Consider the following 19,119-nt stretch of genomic DNA (forward strand, 5'->3'; position numbering starts at 1 on the left):
TGGAAGGGGGCTCGGCATGACCGAGCGACGCCATCTGATCTCCATCGAGGACCTCTCCGACGACCAACTGCGCTGGATCGTGCAGCGCGGCGCCGAGTACTCGCGTGGTTCCGCGGGAGCCGACCAGCCCCTGTCCAGGGCGGTCGTCGGCGTGCTGTTCCGCAAGACCTCCACCCGTACCCGGACCGCGTTCTCCGCCGGTGCGCTGCGTCTCGGTGCTCGCCTGATCACGTACGGTCCGAACGACCTGCAGCTGGCCACCGGCGAGTCGGTGGAGGACACCGGCGCGGTGCTCTCCGGCATGCTCGACGTCCTGGTCGCCCGCACCGTCGGGCCGGAGTCCGAGCTTCGGGCGTACGCCGCCCAGAAGCGCATGTCGGTGATCAACGCGATGAGTGCGGTCGAACACCCTACTCAGGCCCTCGCCGACCTCACCACGATCGTCCGGCACTTCGGTCGGGTCGAGGGCGTACGGGTGCTGTACGTGGGGGAGGGGAACAACACCGCCTCGGCGCTGACCCTTGCGCTGTCCCGGTACCCCGGCGCCGAGCTGCACCTGCGTACCCCGCCCGGGTACGGCGTGGAGCAGCGGTACCTCGACCAGGCGGCGGTGTCCGCCCGGCGTAGCGGCGCGCGGGTCGAACAGCGGCACGACCTGTCGGGTCTGCCACCGGTGGATGTCGTCTACACCACCCGCTGGCAGACCACGGGTTCGACGAAGCCGACGCCCGATTGGCGTGACGAGTTCGCCCCGTTCCAGGTCAATGAGGCTCTGATGGCGTCCTGCCCGGGCGCGGTGTTCATGCACGATCTGCCGGCACATCGGGGTGAGGAGGTGACCGGGGCGGTACTCGACGGGCCCGACAGCATCGCCTTCGCCCAAGCCGAGAACAAGTACCACAGCGCCCGGGCGGTCCTGGAGTGGTGCGCCGCCGACCAGCCGAGCGGCGGAGCGGGGCTGTGACCACGTTTCTCGACGACATCCTGACCCACGCCACGACCCGACCCGACGCACCGGCGATCGTCACCCCGGACACCGCCCTGTGCTACGAGGACTTCGCCGCCCGGACGGACCGGCTGGCCCGGGCGCTGGTCGCCCAGGGCGTCGGACCGGAGCAGGTCTGCGCGGTCATGGTTGACCGAGGCCCGGAGGCCGTCATCGCGATGGCGGCCGTGCTTCGGGCCGGCGGCGCCTTCCTCACCCTCAACACCGAGCTGCCCGATCAGCGACTGGCGGCGATGGTCCGCACCGCCCAGGCCCGGTTCCTGGTCACCACACCGGCCCGGGCCGGGCAGCACGACCTCGCCATCGACGGCCCGACCGTGCTCGTCGACGCGCCTGACGTGCCGGCACGCCTGCGACCGTTGTCGCCACGATCGCTGGCCTACGTCAGTCACACCTCCGGTTCGTCCGGGCCGCCGAACGCGGTACTGCTGGAGCACCTCGGCGTCACCAACTACCTACGGTTCATCGTCGACGACTACCACCTCGGTCCGGACACCGTGGTGCTGCAACTCGCGCCGTTCGGGTACGACGCCTCGATCCGCGACACGTTCGCCCCGCTCGTCGCCGGCGGGCAGGTGGTCCTGGTGCCGCGCTCCACCCTGTTGCGCGCCGGTGAGTTCGTCGCGGCCCTGGGCAGGTGGGGGGTGAACACGATCCTGTCGGCCACCCCGACCTTCCTGACGTCGCTGCGGCGCAGCGATCTGCCCGACCTGCGGCTGACCGTGTCCAGCGGTGAGTCGCTGCGACCGTTCCTCGTCGCCGATGGCCGCAACCGGGTGCCCGGACGGCTGATCAACCAGTACGGCCCGACCGAGACCACGATGACCTCGACCCGCTTCGCCGTGCCGCCGGTCCCGGACACGACGCTCGACCTGATCGGGACACCGATCGACGGTGTGAGCGTGCATCTGCTCGACGACGAGCTGCACGCCGTGCCGGACGGCGGTGTCGGCGAGGTGTGGATCGGAGGATGTGGTGTCGCGCGCGGCTACAGCGGCCGACCGGGGTTGACCGCGGACCGTTTCCTGCCGGACCCACACGGCGCGCCCGGCGCGCGCATGTACCGCACAGGTGACCTGGCGCGTCGGTTGCCCGACGGTGGCCTCGTGTATCTCGGCCGCATCGATCGGCAGATCAAGGTCCGGGGCTACCGGATCGACCCGGCCGAGATCGAGGGCACGCTGCTGGCCCATCCCGCCGTCACCGGCGCGATGGTCACCGCGGGTACCGATGCGGGCGGACGGGTCTTCCTCATTGCGCACGTCGCCGCCGCGTCGGCGCAGGTGACCGACGCCGCGCTGCGCGCCCACCTGGCGATGACGTTGCCCCACTACATGATCCCGCGACGGTTCGCCCGGATCGACCGCCTACCGACGACGGTCAGCGGCAAGACCGACCGCAGGGCGGTCACCGTGGACGGGCCATGAGGACGACAGGTGTCGGGCCCACCCTCGCGGACGTGCGCCTGGCCGCCGCCCGGATCACCGGCCTGGTGGATCGCACTCCGGTGCTGCCGCTGGATTCGCGGGTGCTGGTCAAGGCCGAGCACCGCCAGCGCGGCGGCTCGTTCAAGATCAGGGGAGCGGCGAACGCGATGCTCACCCGGTACGCCGACGAGGTGGTGGCGGGTTCCTCCGGAAACCACGGCATCGCCGTCGCCATGGTCGGTGCCGCGTTGGGCATCAGGGTGACGATCGTGATGGCTGCCGGGGCCAGCGACGGTAAGGCACGCACGATCCGGGCACTCGGCGCCAGCGTGGTCCAGGTGACCGGCGGCGTGGTCGAACGCGACCGCCGGGCCGCGGACATCGCCGCGGCGACCGGGGCGGTCCTCGTGCCGTCCTCCGACGACGAGCTGGTGGTGGCCGGGGCCGGCACGGTCGGGCTTGAGGTGCTCGAACAGGTGCCGGGCGTCACGACGATCTTCGTACCGACCGGCGGTGGTGGCCTGCTGGCCGGCGTCTGCCTGGCGGCGTCGGCGCTGTCCCGGCGGCTGCGGGTCGTCGGGGTGGAGCCGATGTCCGCACGCCGCTACGCCGTCTCCGTTGCCCAGGGTGCGCCGACCGAGCTGCCACCGTCCATGACGATCGCCGACGGCCTGCGCGGGCAACGACCCGGTGCGGTTCCCTGGCCGATCATCCGGCACCGGGTCGACGACCTGATCGGCGTGACCGACGAGGCCGTCACCCACGCGATGGGTGTCCTTCGCCGAGCCGGTGTCAGCGCGGAGCCAAGCGGTGCGGTAGCGCTTGCCGGCGCGCTAGGGCGCGGATCTGCCGGCCGTGCGGTGGTGATCGTTTCGGGTGGAAACGGCGCGGCCGGCGGCAGCAGTACGAAGAAGACAGAAGAACCTCCGGCAGAACTGCTGCCGGCGTCAACCGGTGAGTCTGCATGTTCTTCCCTGCGCTGTCTCGATGGTGCGGAGGAATCTCGTAGTAGGCGCATCGCGGCGGAGGCAATTCGAGGAGCGGCTCTATGACCGAACAAACCCCCACCGGGTCAGGAGTGCTGGCGACCATCGGAGCGACACCGATCGTCGAGCTGGTGAAGCTCGACCCCGAGAGTCCGTTCAGGACTTTCGCCAAGTTGGAGTCGCACAATCCGGGCGGCAGTATCAAGGATCGCTCGGCGCTGGAGATGCTGCGAGAACGCATACACGACGGGCGGCTCGTACCCGGCAGATCGGTGGTGATCGAGTCGAGTTCCGGCAATCTCGGAATCGGGCTCGCGCAGGTCTGCGGATACTACGGAATTCGCTTCATCTGTGTGGTGGACCCGCGCACCAACAAGGACAACATCGCCATCATGCGGGCGCTGGGCGCGCAGGTCGAGGTGGTCACCGATGTCGATCCGGCCACGGGGGAGTACCTGCCCGTCCGTATCCGTCGGGTGCGTGACCTCGTCGCGACGATCGATCACGCGTACTGCCCGGACCAGTATTCGAACCCGCTCAACCCGCGAGCACACCATACGACCGTACGAGAGATCGTTCGCGCCCTGCCGGACATCGACTACCTGTTCTGTGCCACGAGTTCCTGCGGCACTCTGCGGGGGTGCGCCGAATACATCCGGACGCACCAGCTGCCGGTGACCATCGTGGCGGTGGACGCGTTGGGCAGTGCGATATTCGGCCCGGCGGTGGGGTGGCGGATGATTCCCGGCCACGGCGCATCGGTGCGTCCGAAGCTGTACCGCAGCGATCTGGCCGACATCGTGGTCCGAGTCGACGATCTCGACGCAATTGTGGCGTGCCGTCGGCTGGCCGCCCGCGAGGCGATTCTCGTCGGTGGCTCGTCGGGTGCCGTCGTGGCGGGCCTGGAGCAGATGCGCGATCAGATCCGACCCGGGGCCACCTGCGCGATGGTCTTTCCCGACCGCGGTGAGCGGTACCTCGACACCATCTACGACGACGACTGGGTCATGACGTACTTCGGTGACGTGTCGCACCTGTGGACCAAGCCTGACATGGAGGTGGCACCATGTTGATTCTCGGAGCAGGTGAGGTCCGTTCCGTCCTCGACGGGGCCGAGCGCGATGTGGTGTCCGCAGTGGAGGCGGCGTACCGGTCGCACGCGTTGGGCCGTACCCGGGTACCGCAGTCGGTCTTCCTCCGCTTCCCCCACGCAGAGCGCGAGCGGATCATCGCGCTGCCGGCCTATCTGGGAGGTGAGACGCCGACCTGCGGGGTGAAGTGGGTGTCATCCTTCCCCGGCAACCTCGACCGGGGGATACTCCGGGCCTCGGCTGTGATGATCCTGAACTCGGTCCACACCGGCGTGCCGGAGGTGATCCTCGAAGCGTCGGCGATCTCGGCCGGGCGTACGGCCGCGAGCGCCGCCCTGGCGGCGTCCACGCTCTCCTCGTCCAGCCCGGAATCCGCGGTGACGCTCGTCGGCTGCGGTCCGATCAACTTCGAGGTGCTGAGGTATCTGCGCACCGTGCTGCCGACGCTGGACACGGTGACCCTGTACGACCTCAGCGCCGAACGGGCGCAGTCCTTCGCCGCCGAGGCACGGTCGGTGTGGCCGACGTTGAAGATCGACGTGGCCGAGAACGCGGCCGACGCCATGTCCCGCCACAAGCTGGTGTGCCTGGCAACGACGGCGAGCGCCCCGCACCTGGGTACCGAGCATTGCCGCCCGGGAACGCTGGTGCTGCATCTGTCCCTGCGTGACCTCACCACCGACTCGATCCGATCCAGCGTGAACATCGTCGACGACGCGGACCACGTGTGCCGGGCCGCTACCTCGCTGGACCTGGCCCAACAGGAAGCCGGCCACCGCGACTTCATCGCCGCCTCGCTCGGCGAAGTCCTGGTGGCCGGTGAGCGATTCGTCAGAAGCGACGAAGCCGTGACGGTGTTCTCCCCGTTCGGACTCGGCTGCCTGGATCTGGCAGTGGCCGACCTGGTCCGCCGTACGGCATCCGGCCGCGGCCTGGGCACCACATTGGACGACTTCCTACCGATGAAGCAGCAGGTGTGCGCATGACTGACATCCTCGAAACCGGCAACCAGCTCCGACTGTCGTTCGAGCAGGAGCAGCTGTGGTTTCTCGACCAGGTCCGGGCCGGCACCCAGGAGTACCTGTTGCACTGGGGATTCCGGCTGCGCGGGCCGCTGGACCGGGCGGCACTGACCGCGGCCTTCACTGACATCGCCGGCCGGCACGAGATTCTGCGTACCCGCTATTCGACGGTCGACGGACAGCCGGTGCAGATCATCGACGAGCCGGCGGCGGCCGACCTCACGGTGGTGGACCTCACCGGGTACCCGGCCGCTGAACAAGACCGACGGGTACGGGAGATCGCCGAGGCGGCGGTGACCACACCGATCGACCTGCGTGCATCAGCCCCTTGGCGGCTGACCCTCGTGCCGCTTTCCCCCACTGACGCGATCTTGATGCTGGTGGTGCATCACATCGCCTTCGACGGCCCGTCGCTGGGCATCCTCGCCCGGGAACTGGGCGCGCTCTACGCGGTCCATGCCGCCAACGAAAAGTCGCCACTGGCGCCGCTTCAGCTCCAGTACGCCGACTTCGCCGACTGGCAACGCCACCGATGGGACGCGAACGACGCGGCGTTCGTCCGGCACCTGGACTACTGGCGTGAGCACCTGGCCGGACTGCCGTCACTGGAACTGCCCACGGACCGGCAGCGCCCCGCCGCCTGGGAACCGGCCGGCGACGTGGTGGCGTTCGCGGTGCCGGCCCCGTTGGCGGCCCGGATCAGCTCCGTGGGACGCGCCGCCCGGGCGACCCCGTTCATGGTGTTCCTGGCCACCTACCAGCTCCTGATCAGCCGTTACGCGGACCAACTCGACTTCGGTGTCGGGGTGTCGACCAGCGGGCGGAACCGGGTCGAGCTGGAGCCGATGATCGGCTCGCTCGCGCAGACGGTGGTGCTGCGAACCGACCTGTCCGGCGATCCCACCTTCGTCGAGTTGCTCGGCCGGGTCCGCGAAACCGCCCTGGACGCCTTCGAGCACAAGGACGTACCCCTGCAACGCCTGGCCGCCGAACTGTCGCCGGACCGCGGCCTGTCCCGCAACCCGCTCTTTCAGGTCGGGTTCGCGGTCCTGAACGGCCAGGGGGAGCCGCTGAGTCTGCCCGGCATCGAGGTCGACTGGGCGCCGACCCCCGTACGCAGTGCCACCTTCGACATGTCGCTTCAGATGACCGAGGAGCCGGACGGATCCTGGGCCGCCCGCATCACCTATCCGACCGCGCTCTTCGACCGGGCCCGGATCCAGCGGATGGCCGACAACTACGTGGCGCTGCTGGAGAACCTGGCGGAGGCGCCGGAGACGCCGCTGCGCGACGTGCCGACCGTGGCCCCCGCGCAACAGCGGCAGTTGCTCGGCTGGCACCCGGCACCGCGGGAAGCGACCGACGCGCTGCTGCCGGACCTGTTCCGGGCGCAGGCCGAGGCCACGCCGGACGCGGTGGCCGTGGTCTGTGGTGACACCGAGCTGACCTACGCCGAGCTGAGGGCCAGGGCGGACAACCTGGCCAGCCTCCTGCGCAGTCGCGGAGTCGGCGCGGAGACCGCCGTCGGCGTCGCCCTGCACCGCGGTACCGATCTCGTGGTCGCGCTGCTCGGCTCGCTTACCGCCGGCGCGGTCTACGTCCCGCTCGCACCCGACCTGCCCGACGAGCGACTCCAGTTCATGATCGAGAATGCGGGCGTCGAACTGGTGCTCACCGACACGGCGCTGCGACAGCGGATGGGGCAGCAGACCCCGGTGGTGGTGCTCGGCGAGCAGTGCGAGGACATCGCCTGCGCCACGCCACCGCCGCCGGTGGCGCTCGACGCCGCCAACGCCGCCTACGTCATGTACACCTCCGGCTCCACCGGTCGCCCCAAGGGCGTCGTGATCAGTCACGGCGGGATCCGGAACCGGGTGCTGTGGGCGGTGGACCGGTTCGGGCTCACCAGTACCGACCGGGTACTCCAGAAGACGACCATCGGGTTCGACGCGTCGATGTGGGAGTTCCTGGCGCCGCTGGTGTCCGGCGGTTGTGTGGTGATGGCGCCGCAGGACGCGCACCGCGACACCGCCGTGATGGTCGGTGCCCTCGCCGCGTACCGGATCACCGTGGTGCAACTCGTGCCGTCCGTGCTGCGCACCGTGGTCGAGGAGCCGGAGCTGGCCGCCTGCGACGGGTTGCGGCTGGTGTGCTCGGCCGGCGAGCCGCTGCCGACCGAACTGTGCGAGCGACTGCTCGGAGTGCGGGAGGTGGAGCTGTACAACACCTACGGGCCGACCGAGTCCTCGATCGACGTGACCGCGTGGCGCTACGCGCGTGGCGAGACCGACGGTACGGTTCCGATCGGTGCCGCGCTGCCCGGCGTCGACCTGTACGTGGTGGACTCCGCCGGCCGGCTCGCGCCCATCGGCGTACCGGGTGAGTTGTGTATCGGCGGTGTCGGCCTCGCCCGCGGCTACGCCGGACGCGGCGACCTCACCGCCGAACGCTTCACCCCGAATCCCTTCGCCACCCGGCCCGGCCAGCGGTGGTACCGCACCGGAGACCTCGCCCGGTGGCGTGACGACGGGGTCCTGGAGTTCGTCGGCCGCCTCGACGCGCAGGTCAAGATTCGGGGGGTGCGTGTCGAACCCGGTGAGGTGGAGGCCGCGCTGCGGGCGCATCCGTCGGTCGCGGCGGCCGTGGTCACCTCCTACCGGTCCGTCACCGGTGACCTGGAACTGGCGGGCTACGTGGTGCCGGCCGCCGGGGCGATGGTGGAGACCGACGAGTTGTCAGGATTCCTCGGCACCCGGCTGCCCGCCGCGATGGTTCCCGCCAGCATCGTCCCGCTGGCCGCGCTGCCGTCGCTGCCCAACGGAAAGGTCGACAGGTCGGCGCTGCCGCCCCCTGGCAGTCGCCCGCCCGGCGACGACCCGGATCACGTCGAGCCCGATGACGTAGCCGCCGGTCACGTCGCTCCACGGACGGAGACCGAGCGGGCCGTCGCCACCCTCATGGGCGAGCTGACCGGGGTCGAGCGGGTCGGCGTCGCCGACGACTTCTTCGTGCTGGGTGGACATTCGCTGCTGGCGATCCGGCTCGCGCACCGGTTGCGTCGCCGGTTCGGGCTGGAGCTGACGGTGGCCACCCTGTTCGAAGGACGGACCGTGGAGCGGGTCGCCGCAGCGATCGACGCGGGCACGGCACCCGACAGCGGGCCGCAGATCGTGCCCGTACCCCGCGACGGCGCCCTGCCGACCTCGTTCGGCCAGCAACGGCTGTGGTTCCTGGACCAGCTCGAACCGGGCAGCGCGGAATACCTGATCCCGATGGTGTACCGCCTCACCGGAACGCTGGACACCGCGACGCTGCGCCGCGCAGTGGAGCAGGTCAGCGACCGGCACGAGGTGCTGCGCACCCGCTACGTCGGGGACAGCGGTGTTCCGCTGCAACTCGTGGATCCCCCCGGCCCGGTGCCCTTCGACGTGGTGGACCTGACCGGCACCGCGGACGCCGCGCAGCGCGCCAGGACGATCGTCGAAGCGGTGAGCGCCCGGCCGTTCGACCTCACCCACGAGCGTCCGCTACGGGTCACGGTCGTGCACACCTCGGCCGACGAACACCTGGTCGCGATCACCCTGCACCACATCGCCTTCGACAACTGGTCGCTGGGCATCTTCCTGCGCGAGCTGAACGAGGCGTACGTGGCGGGGCTCGCCGGTACCCCCTGGTCGACGCAGCCGCTTGCGGTGCAGTACGCCGACTTCGCCGCCTGGCAACGCGAGCGGCAGGCCGACGGCACCATCGGCAACCAGATCGAGCACTGGCGACACCGGCTCGCCGGGCTCGTACCGGTCGAGCTGACCCCCGACCGGCCCCGCCAGCCCGGTCGTGACCTGCGCGGCGAAACGCTGATCGTTGATATCCCGCGGACCACCGGAACGGCAGTGCGGGAGCTGGGCAACCAGACCGGCGCAACCCTGTTCATGGTGCTGCTGGCCGCCTTCGACGTGCTGCTGAGCCGCCACACCGGCCGCACCGACGTCGCGATCGGCACGCCGGTCGCCGGTCGGACGCGGCCGGAGACCGAGGACCTCGTCGGCTTCTTCGTCAACAACCTCGTGGTCCGGGCCGACCTGGGCGGGAACCCGACCTTCCTCGACCTGGTCGACCGGGTCCGCCGCAGCGCCCTGGAGGCGTTCGCCAATCAGGAGGTGCCGTTCGAACACCTCGTCGACGCCCTGCAACCGGACCGTGACCTGTCCCGCAACCCGCTGTTCCAGATCATGTTCGAGGTGCAGCACACCGGCGCCGGTAACGCGGTGTCCACCCTCGCCGGGTGCACCGCCACCGGCCTGGACAGCGGCCTGTCGGTGGCCAAGTTCGACCTCACCCTGTCGGTCATGGAGCAGCCGGACGGCCGGCTGGAATGCTGGTTCGAGTACGCCACGGCGCTGTTCGACCGCTCGACGATCGAACGCCTCGCCGGCCAGTACCTACGCCTGCTGGGCGGCGTGACCGCCGCCCCGCAGGCTCGGATCAGCGAACTGGATCTGCTGTCGGCCGACGATCGCCACACGATCGTGCACCAGTGGGCGGATCCCGACGCGGACCGGCTGGACCTGCTCGACCCGCCCGGCGAACGGCACCTCTCGGTACCGCAACTGTTCGAACGCTGGGCGGCCCGGACTCCGGAGGCGACCGCCGTGGTGTTCGGCACCGAGCGGCTCGGCTACGCGGAGCTAAACGCCCGGGTCAACGAGCTGGCGCACCAGCTCCGTGCGATGGGGGTCGGTCCGGAGGTCGTCGTCGGCTCCTGCCATCAGCGCGGGATCGCCCCGGTCGTCGTGCTGCTGGCGGTACTCAAGGCCGGCGGAGTGTACGCGCCGTTCGACCCGGAACATCCGCCGGAGCGGCTGCGCTACATGCTCGCCGACGCCGGAGCGCACCTGGTGGTGACCACCAGCACGTTCGCCGACCGGTTCGCCGGGCACGACCGGCCGGTGCTGGTCGTCGACGACGGGGCCCGGGCGAGCGGCCGGCCAACGGCCGAACTGGCATCGGTCACCGTGCCGGACAACCTCGCCTACATCATCTACACGTCCGGGTCGACCGGCCGCCCCAAGGGCGTGATGATCTCGCATCGGGCGTACGCGCACCACTGCCGGGTGGTCGCCGACCAGTACGGCATCCGCCCGGGCGAACGGGTCGTGCTGCTCTCGGCGCTCACCTTCGACGTCGCGATGGATCAGATCGGCGCCACCCTGGCCGCCGGTGCCACGATCGTGGTGAGCGATCCGGTCTTCTGGACGCCCAGCGAACTGCCGGCCAAGCTGGCGCAGTACGGCGTGACGATCATGGAGATCACCCCGGCGTACTACCGGGAGATGATGGAGTCCGGCGTGGACCGGCTCACCGCGATGAAGACCGTCAACGTCAGCTCGGACGTGGTGACCGTCGACGACGCCCAACGCTGGGCGGCGACCGGCCTACCCGGCCGGTTCCTCTGCACCTACGGGCCGACCGAGGCGACCGTCACCTGCATGTTCAACCCGGTGTCGGGCGATCTCGCCGACGAGCGCAGCACGGCCACCCTGCACATCGGCCGCGCGGCCGCCGGTACCCGGGCGTACGTGCTCGACGCGGAGCTGCGTCCACTCCCGGTGGGGGTACCCGGCGAGCTGTACCTCGGCGGCGTGCGCCTGGCCCGTGGCTACCACGACCGGCCGGAACTGACCGCGGAGCGGTTCGTGCCCGATCCGTTCGCCACCGAAGCGGGAGCGCGCCTCTACCGCACCGGCGACCTGGTACGGCTCCGGCCGGACGGCGCTGTCGACTTCCTCGGCCGCCTGGACACCCAGGTGAAGATCCGGGGTTTCCGAATCGAACTCGCCGAGATCGAAGCCGTGTTGGCCAGGCACCCCGCGGTGTCCGCGGCTGCCGTCGTCGCGAAGGACGTCGGGCCGGGCGACAAGCGGCTCGTCGCCTACCTGGAATGGCCTCACGACACCGGACCCGACCTCGACGAGCTGCGGGCCTACCTACGAGAGTCGCTGCCGTCGTACATGATCCCGTCGGCCTGGGTCACCGTCGCGGCCCTGCCGTTGTCACCGAGCAAGAAGGTCGACCGGGCGGCGCTGCCAGATCCGAAACCATCCGAACTCGACGGCGCCCGCGGGTACGTGGCACCGCGGGACCCGGCGGAGGAGACCATCGCCGGAATCTGGTCGGACATTCTCGGCGTCGACCGGGTCGGCGTCGACGACGACTTCTTCGGGCTCGGTGGCCACTCGTTGCTGGCCACCCGGGTCCTGGCCCGGCTGCGGGCGGCCTTTGCCGTGGAGGTCCCGCTGCGCTGCCTGTTCGAGGTGACCACCGTGGCCGAGCTGGCGGTGGTGGTGACCGACCTGATCACGGCGGAACTCGACGAGTTGACCGACGCCCAGATGAGCGAACTGCTTTCCCAGGATGGTGCCCTGTGACTGAGACGATCGATCGAGCCGGTTTGCGCGCGGAGTTGCTTCGGCGCAGGCTCGGAGGTGCCGCCACCGCCGTGCCGGAGCAGGGGATCACCCGGGTCTCGCGTGAGACGTCGCCTGCGTTGTCGTTCGCGCAGCGCCGGCTGTGGATTCTCGACCAGGTCCGGCCGGGCGGTACGGAGTATCTGGCCAGCGCCGGCCTGCGCCTGTTCGGGCCGCTGGAGCCCGGCGCGCTGCGGGCGGCGCTCGACGCGATCGTCGCCAGGCACGAGGTGCTGCGCACCCGCTACGTGGTGGTCGACGGTGAACCGGGCCAGGTGATCGACCCTCCGCAGCCGGCCACGCTGCGCGAGCTGGACCTGCGTGGCCTCGACCCCGCCGCACAGGACGAACGGATCGCCGGCTGGATGACCCACGACCGGGCACCCGTCGACCTGGCGACCGGCCCGGTGCTGACCGGAACCCTCGCGCGGCTGGCCGACGAGGAGCACGCGCTGGTGGTGACCCTGCACCACATCGCCTTCGACGGCTGGTCCGAGCAGGTGCTGTGGCGTGAGCTCGACCGGTTGTACACCGCCGCGCTGACCGGCGGGCCGTCCCCGCTGGCGCCCCTACCGGTGCAGTACGCGGACTTCGCCGCGTGGCAGCGCGATGCGATGTTCGGCGCCAAGCTGGACCGTCAGCTCGACTACTGGCGGCAGGCGCTGGCCGGCGCCACCGCGGTGGAACTGCCGCTCGACCGGCCCCGCCCACAGGTCCGAGACAGCGCCTGCGGCGTGGTCCCGTTCGCGCTGTCCGCGCCGGACGCCCGAGCCCTGCACGAACTCGCCCGCCAGTCCGGCGCGACGCCGTTCATGGTGCTGACGGCCGTGTACGCGATCACGCTGGGCCGGTTCGGCCGGAGCAACGACATCACGATCGGCACCCCGGTGGCCTGTCGCGACCGGGCCGAGGTGCAGGACCTGATCGGCCTGTTCCTCAACACGCTGGTGCTGCGCACCGACCTGTCCGGCGACCCGTCCTTCCGCGAGGTGCTCCGGCGGGTCAAGGAGATGGCGCTCGGCGCCTACGCCCATCAGGAACTCCCGTTCGAACGGCTGGTGGACGAGCTGGCCCCGGTGCGCGACGCGTCCCGGACCCCGCTGTTCTCGACCATGTTCCTCTGGGCCAAAGGGGACGCCACGGCCCGCCGCGTCGGCGAACTACGCGCCGAGGAACTCCCGGTCGGCGAGAGCGACGCCAAGTTCGACCTGACCCTGGTGGTCGTCGACCAGCCCGACGGCACCCTCACCGGCTTCCTGAATTACGCCACCGCGTTGTTCGACCGGGACACCGTCGAGCGGTTCGCGAGCCACTTCACCACTCTCGTCGGCAGCATCGCCGCCACGCCGGACACACCGATCAGCCAGCTGGTCGAGTCCCCAGCGGCGGAGCGGGAGCTGGTGGTGCGGACGTGGAACGAGACCGGGGTGGCGTACCCGACCGGCACCCTGCCGGAGCTGTTCGCGCGACAGGTGGCCCGGACCCCGGACGCCGTCGCCCTCCGCTTCGAGGGCGAGGATGTCTCCTACGCCGAGCTGGACCGGCGGACCGACCGACTGGCGCGGTACCTGGTCGACGCGGGCGTCGGGCCGGAGTCGATCGTCGGCGTGTGCCGCCGACGCAGTGTCGAGCTGGTGGTGGCCCTGCTGGCGATCCAGAAGGCCGGCGGCGCCTACCTACCGCTGGACCCCGACCACCCGGCCGAGCGCCGGGACTACATGTGTGCCGACGCCGGCGTCACCATCGTGCTCACCGACGACGAACCGGCCATCACCGGCAGCGGATCGGCACCGGCGAGCACGACCCCGGCGGGGCCGGACCACCCGGCGTACGTGATCTACACGTCCGGCTCGACCGGCCGGCCCAAGGGCGTCGTGGTCACCCACCGCGCGATCGTCAACCGGCTGCGCTGGATGCAGGACGCCTACCGGCTGGACGACTCCGACCGGGTGCTACAGAAGACCCCGTACAGCTTCGACGTCTCAGTGTGGGAGTTCTTCTGGCCGCTGGTCACCGGGGCCACGCTGGTGATCGCCCGGCCCGACGGCCACCGCGACCCGCACTACCTGGCCGACCTGATCGCCACCGAGCAGGTCACCACCCTGCATTTCGTACCGTCGATGCTGCGGGTGTTCCTGGCCGAGTCGTTCGAGCCGCTGCCGTCGGTGCGCCGAATGATCTGTAGCGGCGAGGCGCTCCCCGCCGACCTGGTCGTCGCCGTCCACCAGCGGATCGGCTGCGAGCTGCACAACCTCTACGGGCCGACCGAGGCGGCCGTCGACGTCACCGCGGTGCGGTGCGTGCCCGACACGCCGGTCACCATCGGACGGCCGATCGCCAACACGCGCACCTACATCGTCGACGACAACCTGCGACCGGTCCCGATCGGAGTGCCGGGTGAGCTGCTGCTGGGCGGCGTGCAGTTGGCCCGCGGATACCTCAGCCGCCCGGGACTCACGGCACTGCGGTTCGTTCCCGACCCGTTCGAGGAGTCCGGCGGTGGAGGGCGGCTGTACCGCACCGGCGACCTCGCGCGGTACCTGCCGGACGGCCGGATCGACTACCTCGGCCGGCTCGACGACCAGGTCAAGATCCGTGGGCACCGAGTCGAACTCGGCGAAATCGAGGCGGTGGCGGCGGAGCACCCGGCAGTGTCCGCGGTCGCCGTCGCGGTACACGACGGCCAGCTCGTCGGCTACCTCGTCGCCCGGTCCACGGACGCCGGCGTCGAGGTGAGCGACGTGGCGTCGTTCCTGCGCGGTCGACTGCCCGAGGCGATGATCCCGAGCCACTGGCAGCTGCTGCCCGCGCTGCCCCTGACCACCAGCGGAAAGACCGACCGGCGTGCGCTGCCGGCCCCGACACCTGGCCGCGCCTGGGCGGCCGGAGCGTACGTCGCCCCCCGCACCGAGGCCGAAGGCGTCGTCGCCGAGGCGCTCGCGGCGGCGCTGGGCATCGAACGGATCGGTGTGCACGACCGGTTCTTCGACGTCGGCGGTGACTCGATCCGTGCCATCCGCGCGATCGGAACCCTGCGCCGGGGCGGGCTGAACCTGTCGGTGCAGGACATCTTCACGCACCAGACCGCGGCGCAGCTGTCGACGCTCGCCGACCGGCCGGCGACCGGTGCCGACGAGCCGCCGGTCGGCCCGTTCGAGCAACTCGACCCGGCCGACCGTGACCGGCTCCCCGACGGCCTGGTGGACGCCTACCCGATGGGCCAGGTGCAGGCCGGCATGGTGTACGAGATGCTGGTCAACGGCTCACACCCGGCATACCAGAACGTCACCAGCTTCGACATCGTCGACGACGGCCCGTTCTCGCCGGCCGCGTTGCAGCAGGCCGCGCAATGGCTGGTCGACCGGCACGAGATCCTGCGCACCACGTTCAACGTGTCCGGCTACACCGAGCCGATGCAACTCGTCCACGCGGAGGCGCGGTTCGAGGTGGGCTTCGACGATCTGCGCGAGCTCCCGGAAGCTGAGCAGCAGGACATCCTGGAGCGGTACCGGGAGACGATGAAGCTGGCGATGCTGCCCATCGATCACGCCCCGCAACTGCGCTGGCACGTGCACCGCACCGGGGAGCGTACGTGGGTGCTGACCCACACCGAATGCCACGCCATCCTGGACGGCTGGAGCCACCACTCCCTCATCGCCGAACTGCGGGACACCTACCGGGCGATCCGGGACGCGGACCCCGATGCGCGCAAGCCACCGCCCCCGGGGCGGTACGCCGACTTCGTCAGGTTGGAACGGCGATCGCTGTCGGCCGGGCCGGACGAACGGTTCTGGCGGAGCCGGGTCGGCGAGTACGACCGGATCGCGTTGCCGGCGGACACCGCCCCGGCCGGCCACGGCGCGGTGCCGGAGCTGCGGATGTCCTGGCGGCATCTCGAACCGGGGCTGCGTGCGCTGGCCGCGCGGACGCAGACCTCGCTCAAGGCCGTGCTGCACACCGTGCACCTCGCGATGATCGGCGCCATCACCGGCCAGCGGCGGTTCTTCAGTGGTCTGGTCGTCAACGGCCGGCCCGAACTGCTGCGGGGCGACGAAGTGATGGGGATGTACCTCAACACGGTGCCGTTCGCGGTGGACCTGCGTACGCCCCGGTGGCGCGACCTCGTGCGCGCCGTGTTCGCCGAGGAGCTTGCCGTCTGGCCGCACCGGCGCTACCCGATCCCCGCGATGCAGCGCGCCTGGGGCACCGGTACGCCGCTGATCAGTAGCATCTTCTCCTACCTCGACTTCCACGTGCTCGACGCACAGCAGGACGTGTTCGGCACGGTCGTCGACGACAGCCCCAACGAGTTCACCCTGGTCACGTTGACCTTCCCGGGCGAGCTGCGCCTGGAGTGCCGGGCCGGCTGGGCGACCCAGGAGCGGCTGACCGCCCTGGGCGAGACCTTCCTCGAACTGCTCGCCGCGATGATCGCCGACGACGGCGCGAACCCGATCGACCTCAGCTCGACCCCGGCGCACCGGTTCACCGAGCCGCAGCAGGACTGGCCCGCCCTGCCCGAGGCGTGCGTCACCGACCTGTTCACGACCCAGGCGCAGGCCCGGCCGGACGCCGTCGCACTCGAGTGCGACGACTCGCGCCTGACCTACGGCGAACTCGACGCCCGGGCCAACCAGCTGGCGTGGGCGCTTCGTGAGCACGGCGTCGGCTTGGAAACGCCTGTCGCGGTCTGCATGGACCGCGGGATCGACACGGTGGTCGCGCTGCTCGGCATCCTCAAGGCCGGTGGCTGCTACCTGCCGCTCGACCCCAAGTATCCGGGCGACCGCATCGAGTATCTTCTCGACGACTCCGGCGTCCGGGTCCTGGTGAGCGGACCGAACCACGCCCACCGTTTCGCGACGCGTCCCGGGCTGACCACGCTGAACCTGGACTCCGACTGGTGGTCGGACGGCAGCCGACCGACCACCGCGCCACAGGTGACGCTGTCACCGGAGAACCTCGCCTACATCACGTACACGTCGGGCTCCACCGGACGCCCGAAGGGCGTGCTGGTCCCGCACCGCGGCGTCGTACGGCTGGTGCACGGCCAGGACTACGCGCCGCTGGACGCCGACCAGGTCATGCTGCAAGCCGGCACGCTCGCCTTCGACGCGTCGACGTTCGAGGTCTGGGGCGCGCTGTGCAACGGGGCGCGGCTGGTCGTCTCCCCGGAGACGCCGACCGCCGACGAGCTCGACGAGCTCCTGCGCCGGCACGGGGTGACCGTGCTGTGCCTGCCCACCGGCCTCTTCACCACCATGATGGACGTTCGGCCACAGGCCCTGGCCGGGATACGGGAAGTGGTGGTCGGTGGCGAGGTGCTGCCACCGCTGCAGGTGCGCAAGGCGATGGAACACGGCGTGCTGGTGAGCAACGGGTACGGCCCGACTGAGAGCACCACGTTCGCCACGGTCCACCCACGGATCCCACTGCCGGCGCTCACCGACGTCATTCCGATCGGGAAGCCGATCCACCACACCTACGTGCACGTCGTCGACGAGAACCTCGACCCGGTTCCGTTCGGCGTGCCGGGTGAGCTGCTGCTGGGAGGTCCGGGCGTCGCGCGCGGATACCAGAGCCGTCCGGACCTGACCGCCGAACGCTTCGTACCGGACCCGTCCGGACACGCGCCGGGAAACCGGCTCTACCGCACCGGGGACATGGTCCGCCAGGATCCGGACGGCACGATCCACTTCATCGGGCGGCATGACCACCAGGTGAAGATCCGAGGGCACCGCGTCGAGTTGGGCGAGGTGGAGGCCGCGATCGCCGAGCTGCCCACGGTGCGGGCTGCCGCGGCGGCGGCGTACCAGGGCGTGGACGGCATCCGGCAGCTCGTCGGGTACGTCGTGCTCGACGAGGACGGCCCGGCCGACCCCGCCCGGCTCGGTGACGTGATGCGCAGCCGGGTGCCCGGCTTCCTGGTCCCGACGGCCTGGGTCCGCCTGGACCGGCTCCCCTTGAACAACAACGGCAAGCTCGACCGGGCCGCGTTGCCCCGACCGGTGGCGGGAACGTCGGTACGGGAGTACAGCGCGCCGCGAACGCCCACGGAGCTGGCCGTCGCCGAGGTCTGGACCGAGGTCTTCCACCTGCCCCGGGTCGGCCGTGACGACGACTTCTTCGACCTCGGCGGGCACTCGCTGCTGACGTTGCGGGCGATCGCGATGCTGCGGGACCGGCATGGCATCGAGACGACCGTTCGCACCTTCGTCGAGCACCGCACGCTCGCGGCGCTCGCCGCGTCGATCGACGGCGAGCGGCAGCCGGTCACGGCGTTGCTCTGGCTGCGCCGGACCGGCGACCAACCGCCACTGGTGTGTGTGCACCCCGGCGGCGGCAGCGCGCACTGGTACCGGCGGCTGGCCGAGCACCTCGATCCGAATCTGCCGGTGGTCGCCTTCGAATGGCCGGGCCGCGACCCGGCGACCGGCGCAGTGCCCTCCACGGAGGACATGGCGACCCGCTACCTCGCGGAGTTGCGCGAGGCGGTCCCGCAGGGGCCGTACCGGATCTTCAGCTGGTGTGGCGGTAGCGGGGTGAGCACCGAGATGGCCAGCCGACTGATGGCCGACGGCGAGCAGGTCACCTTCGTTCTGCTCGACCCGGGCCAGGACGCCTGGCAGAAGGAACACCTCTGGTCGGAGTACGGGCTGATCAAGCAGTGTGTGACGAACCTGGAGCGGCTCGACGCGGCGCCGCCGGACGAGGACACCTCGGTGCTCCGGCAGGAGACGCTGGCGCTGCTCGAACACATCGTGGACGACATCGTCGGCAACGACGGGATCACGCTCCCCGAGCGTGGCGCGGGAACGATGTGGCTGCCCGCCGCGCGGATGTGGGATGAGGTGATGGAGATGGTGCTGTCCTACCGGGACCGCCCGTACCCCGGTCACCTGGATCTGATCGTCAGCGACGAGCTGGCGCTGGGCGAGCACGAGGTCGTCAGCTCCGGAGAGAGCTACCACGACTACCTCCAACGGTGGCGCGAGCGGACCGCCGGGCTCCAGGTACACCGGGCAAAGGGTGAGCACTTCTCGGTCATGAAGGAATACGTGGCGGACCTCGCCGGCATTCTGACGGGGCTGATCGACAAGCCGGCCGGCCGACGGTGAACGGT

Annotated in this window: 7 protein-coding genes; all 7 read left to right on the forward strand. The window is 70.6% G+C overall.

Annotation, left to right across the window (positions count from 1 at the left end; translation table 11 throughout):
- Window positions 1–16 precede the first annotated feature (16 nt).
- Genes ACIBO1_RS20200 through ACIBO1_RS20230 form a run of 7 tightly spaced genes read left to right on the forward strand, consistent with a single transcriptional unit; the run spans window position 17 to window position 19,114 of the window.
- Entirely contained in the window at window positions 17–964 is a 948-nt protein-coding gene (locus ACIBO1_RS20200) for an ornithine carbamoyltransferase (RefSeq protein WP_396748625.1), read from the forward strand.
- Window positions 961–2,433 (forward strand): amino acid adenylation domain-containing protein, encoded by a 1,473-nt coding sequence (locus tag ACIBO1_RS20205; RefSeq protein ID WP_396748627.1) that lies wholly within the window; start codon window positions 961–963, stop codon window positions 2,431–2,433. The genes ACIBO1_RS20200 and ACIBO1_RS20205 overlap by 4 nt, the downstream gene beginning before the upstream one ends.
- Complete coding sequence (locus ACIBO1_RS20210; protein WP_396748629.1) at window positions 2,430–3,485, forward strand: threonine/serine dehydratase; 1,056 nt, start codon at window positions 2,430–2,432, stop codon at window positions 3,483–3,485. The genes ACIBO1_RS20205 and ACIBO1_RS20210 overlap by 4 nt, the downstream gene beginning before the upstream one ends.
- Window positions 3,482–4,492 (forward strand): 2,3-diaminopropionate biosynthesis protein SbnA, encoded by a 1,011-nt coding sequence (gene sbnA / locus ACIBO1_RS20215; RefSeq protein WP_396748631.1) that lies wholly within the window; start codon window positions 3,482–3,484, stop codon window positions 4,490–4,492. Before ACIBO1_RS20210 ends, sbnA begins: the two co-directional genes overlap by 4 nt.
- Window positions 4,486–5,496, forward strand: coding sequence for a 2,3-diaminopropionate biosynthesis protein SbnB (sbnB, locus tag ACIBO1_RS20220; RefSeq protein ID WP_396748633.1), 1,011 nt, complete (start codon window positions 4,486–4,488; stop codon window positions 5,494–5,496). Before sbnA ends, sbnB begins: the two co-directional genes overlap by 7 nt.
- Window positions 5,493–11,957 (forward strand): amino acid adenylation domain-containing protein, encoded by a 6,465-nt coding sequence (locus ACIBO1_RS20225; RefSeq protein WP_396748635.1) that lies wholly within the window; start codon window positions 5,493–5,495, stop codon window positions 11,955–11,957. The genes sbnB and ACIBO1_RS20225 overlap by 4 nt, the downstream gene beginning before the upstream one ends.
- The gene (locus ACIBO1_RS20230) at window positions 11,954–19,114 is read left to right on the forward strand and encodes an amino acid adenylation domain-containing protein (protein WP_396748637.1); all 7,161 of its coding nucleotides are present in this window, start codon (window positions 11,954–11,956) and stop codon (window positions 19,112–19,114) included. Before ACIBO1_RS20225 ends, ACIBO1_RS20230 begins: the two co-directional genes overlap by 4 nt.
- Window positions 19,115–19,119 lie beyond the last annotated feature (5 nt).

Source organism: Micromonospora sp. NPDC049903 (assembly GCF_044460945.1).
GTDB lineage: Bacteria > Actinomycetota > Actinomycetes > Mycobacteriales > Micromonosporaceae > Micromonospora.

Bases quoted from the DNA above. Each gene is read 5' to 3' on its own strand.
- ACIBO1_RS20200 (WP_396748625.1), top strand. From the start codon at position 17: ATGACCGAGCGACGCCATCTGATCTCCATCGAGGACCTCTCCGACGAC.
- ACIBO1_RS20210 (WP_396748629.1), top strand. From the start codon at position 2,430: ATGAGGACGACAGGTGTCGGGCCCACCCTCGCGGACGTGCGCCTGGCC.
- sbnA (WP_396748631.1), top strand. From the start codon at position 3,482: ATGACCGAACAAACCCCCACCGGGTCAGGAGTGCTGGCGACCATCGGA.
- sbnB (WP_396748633.1), top strand. From the start codon at position 4,486: ATGTTGATTCTCGGAGCAGGTGAGGTCCGTTCCGTCCTCGACGGGGCC.
- ACIBO1_RS20225 (WP_396748635.1), top strand. From the start codon at position 5,493: ATGACTGACATCCTCGAAACCGGCAACCAGCTCCGACTGTCGTTCGAG.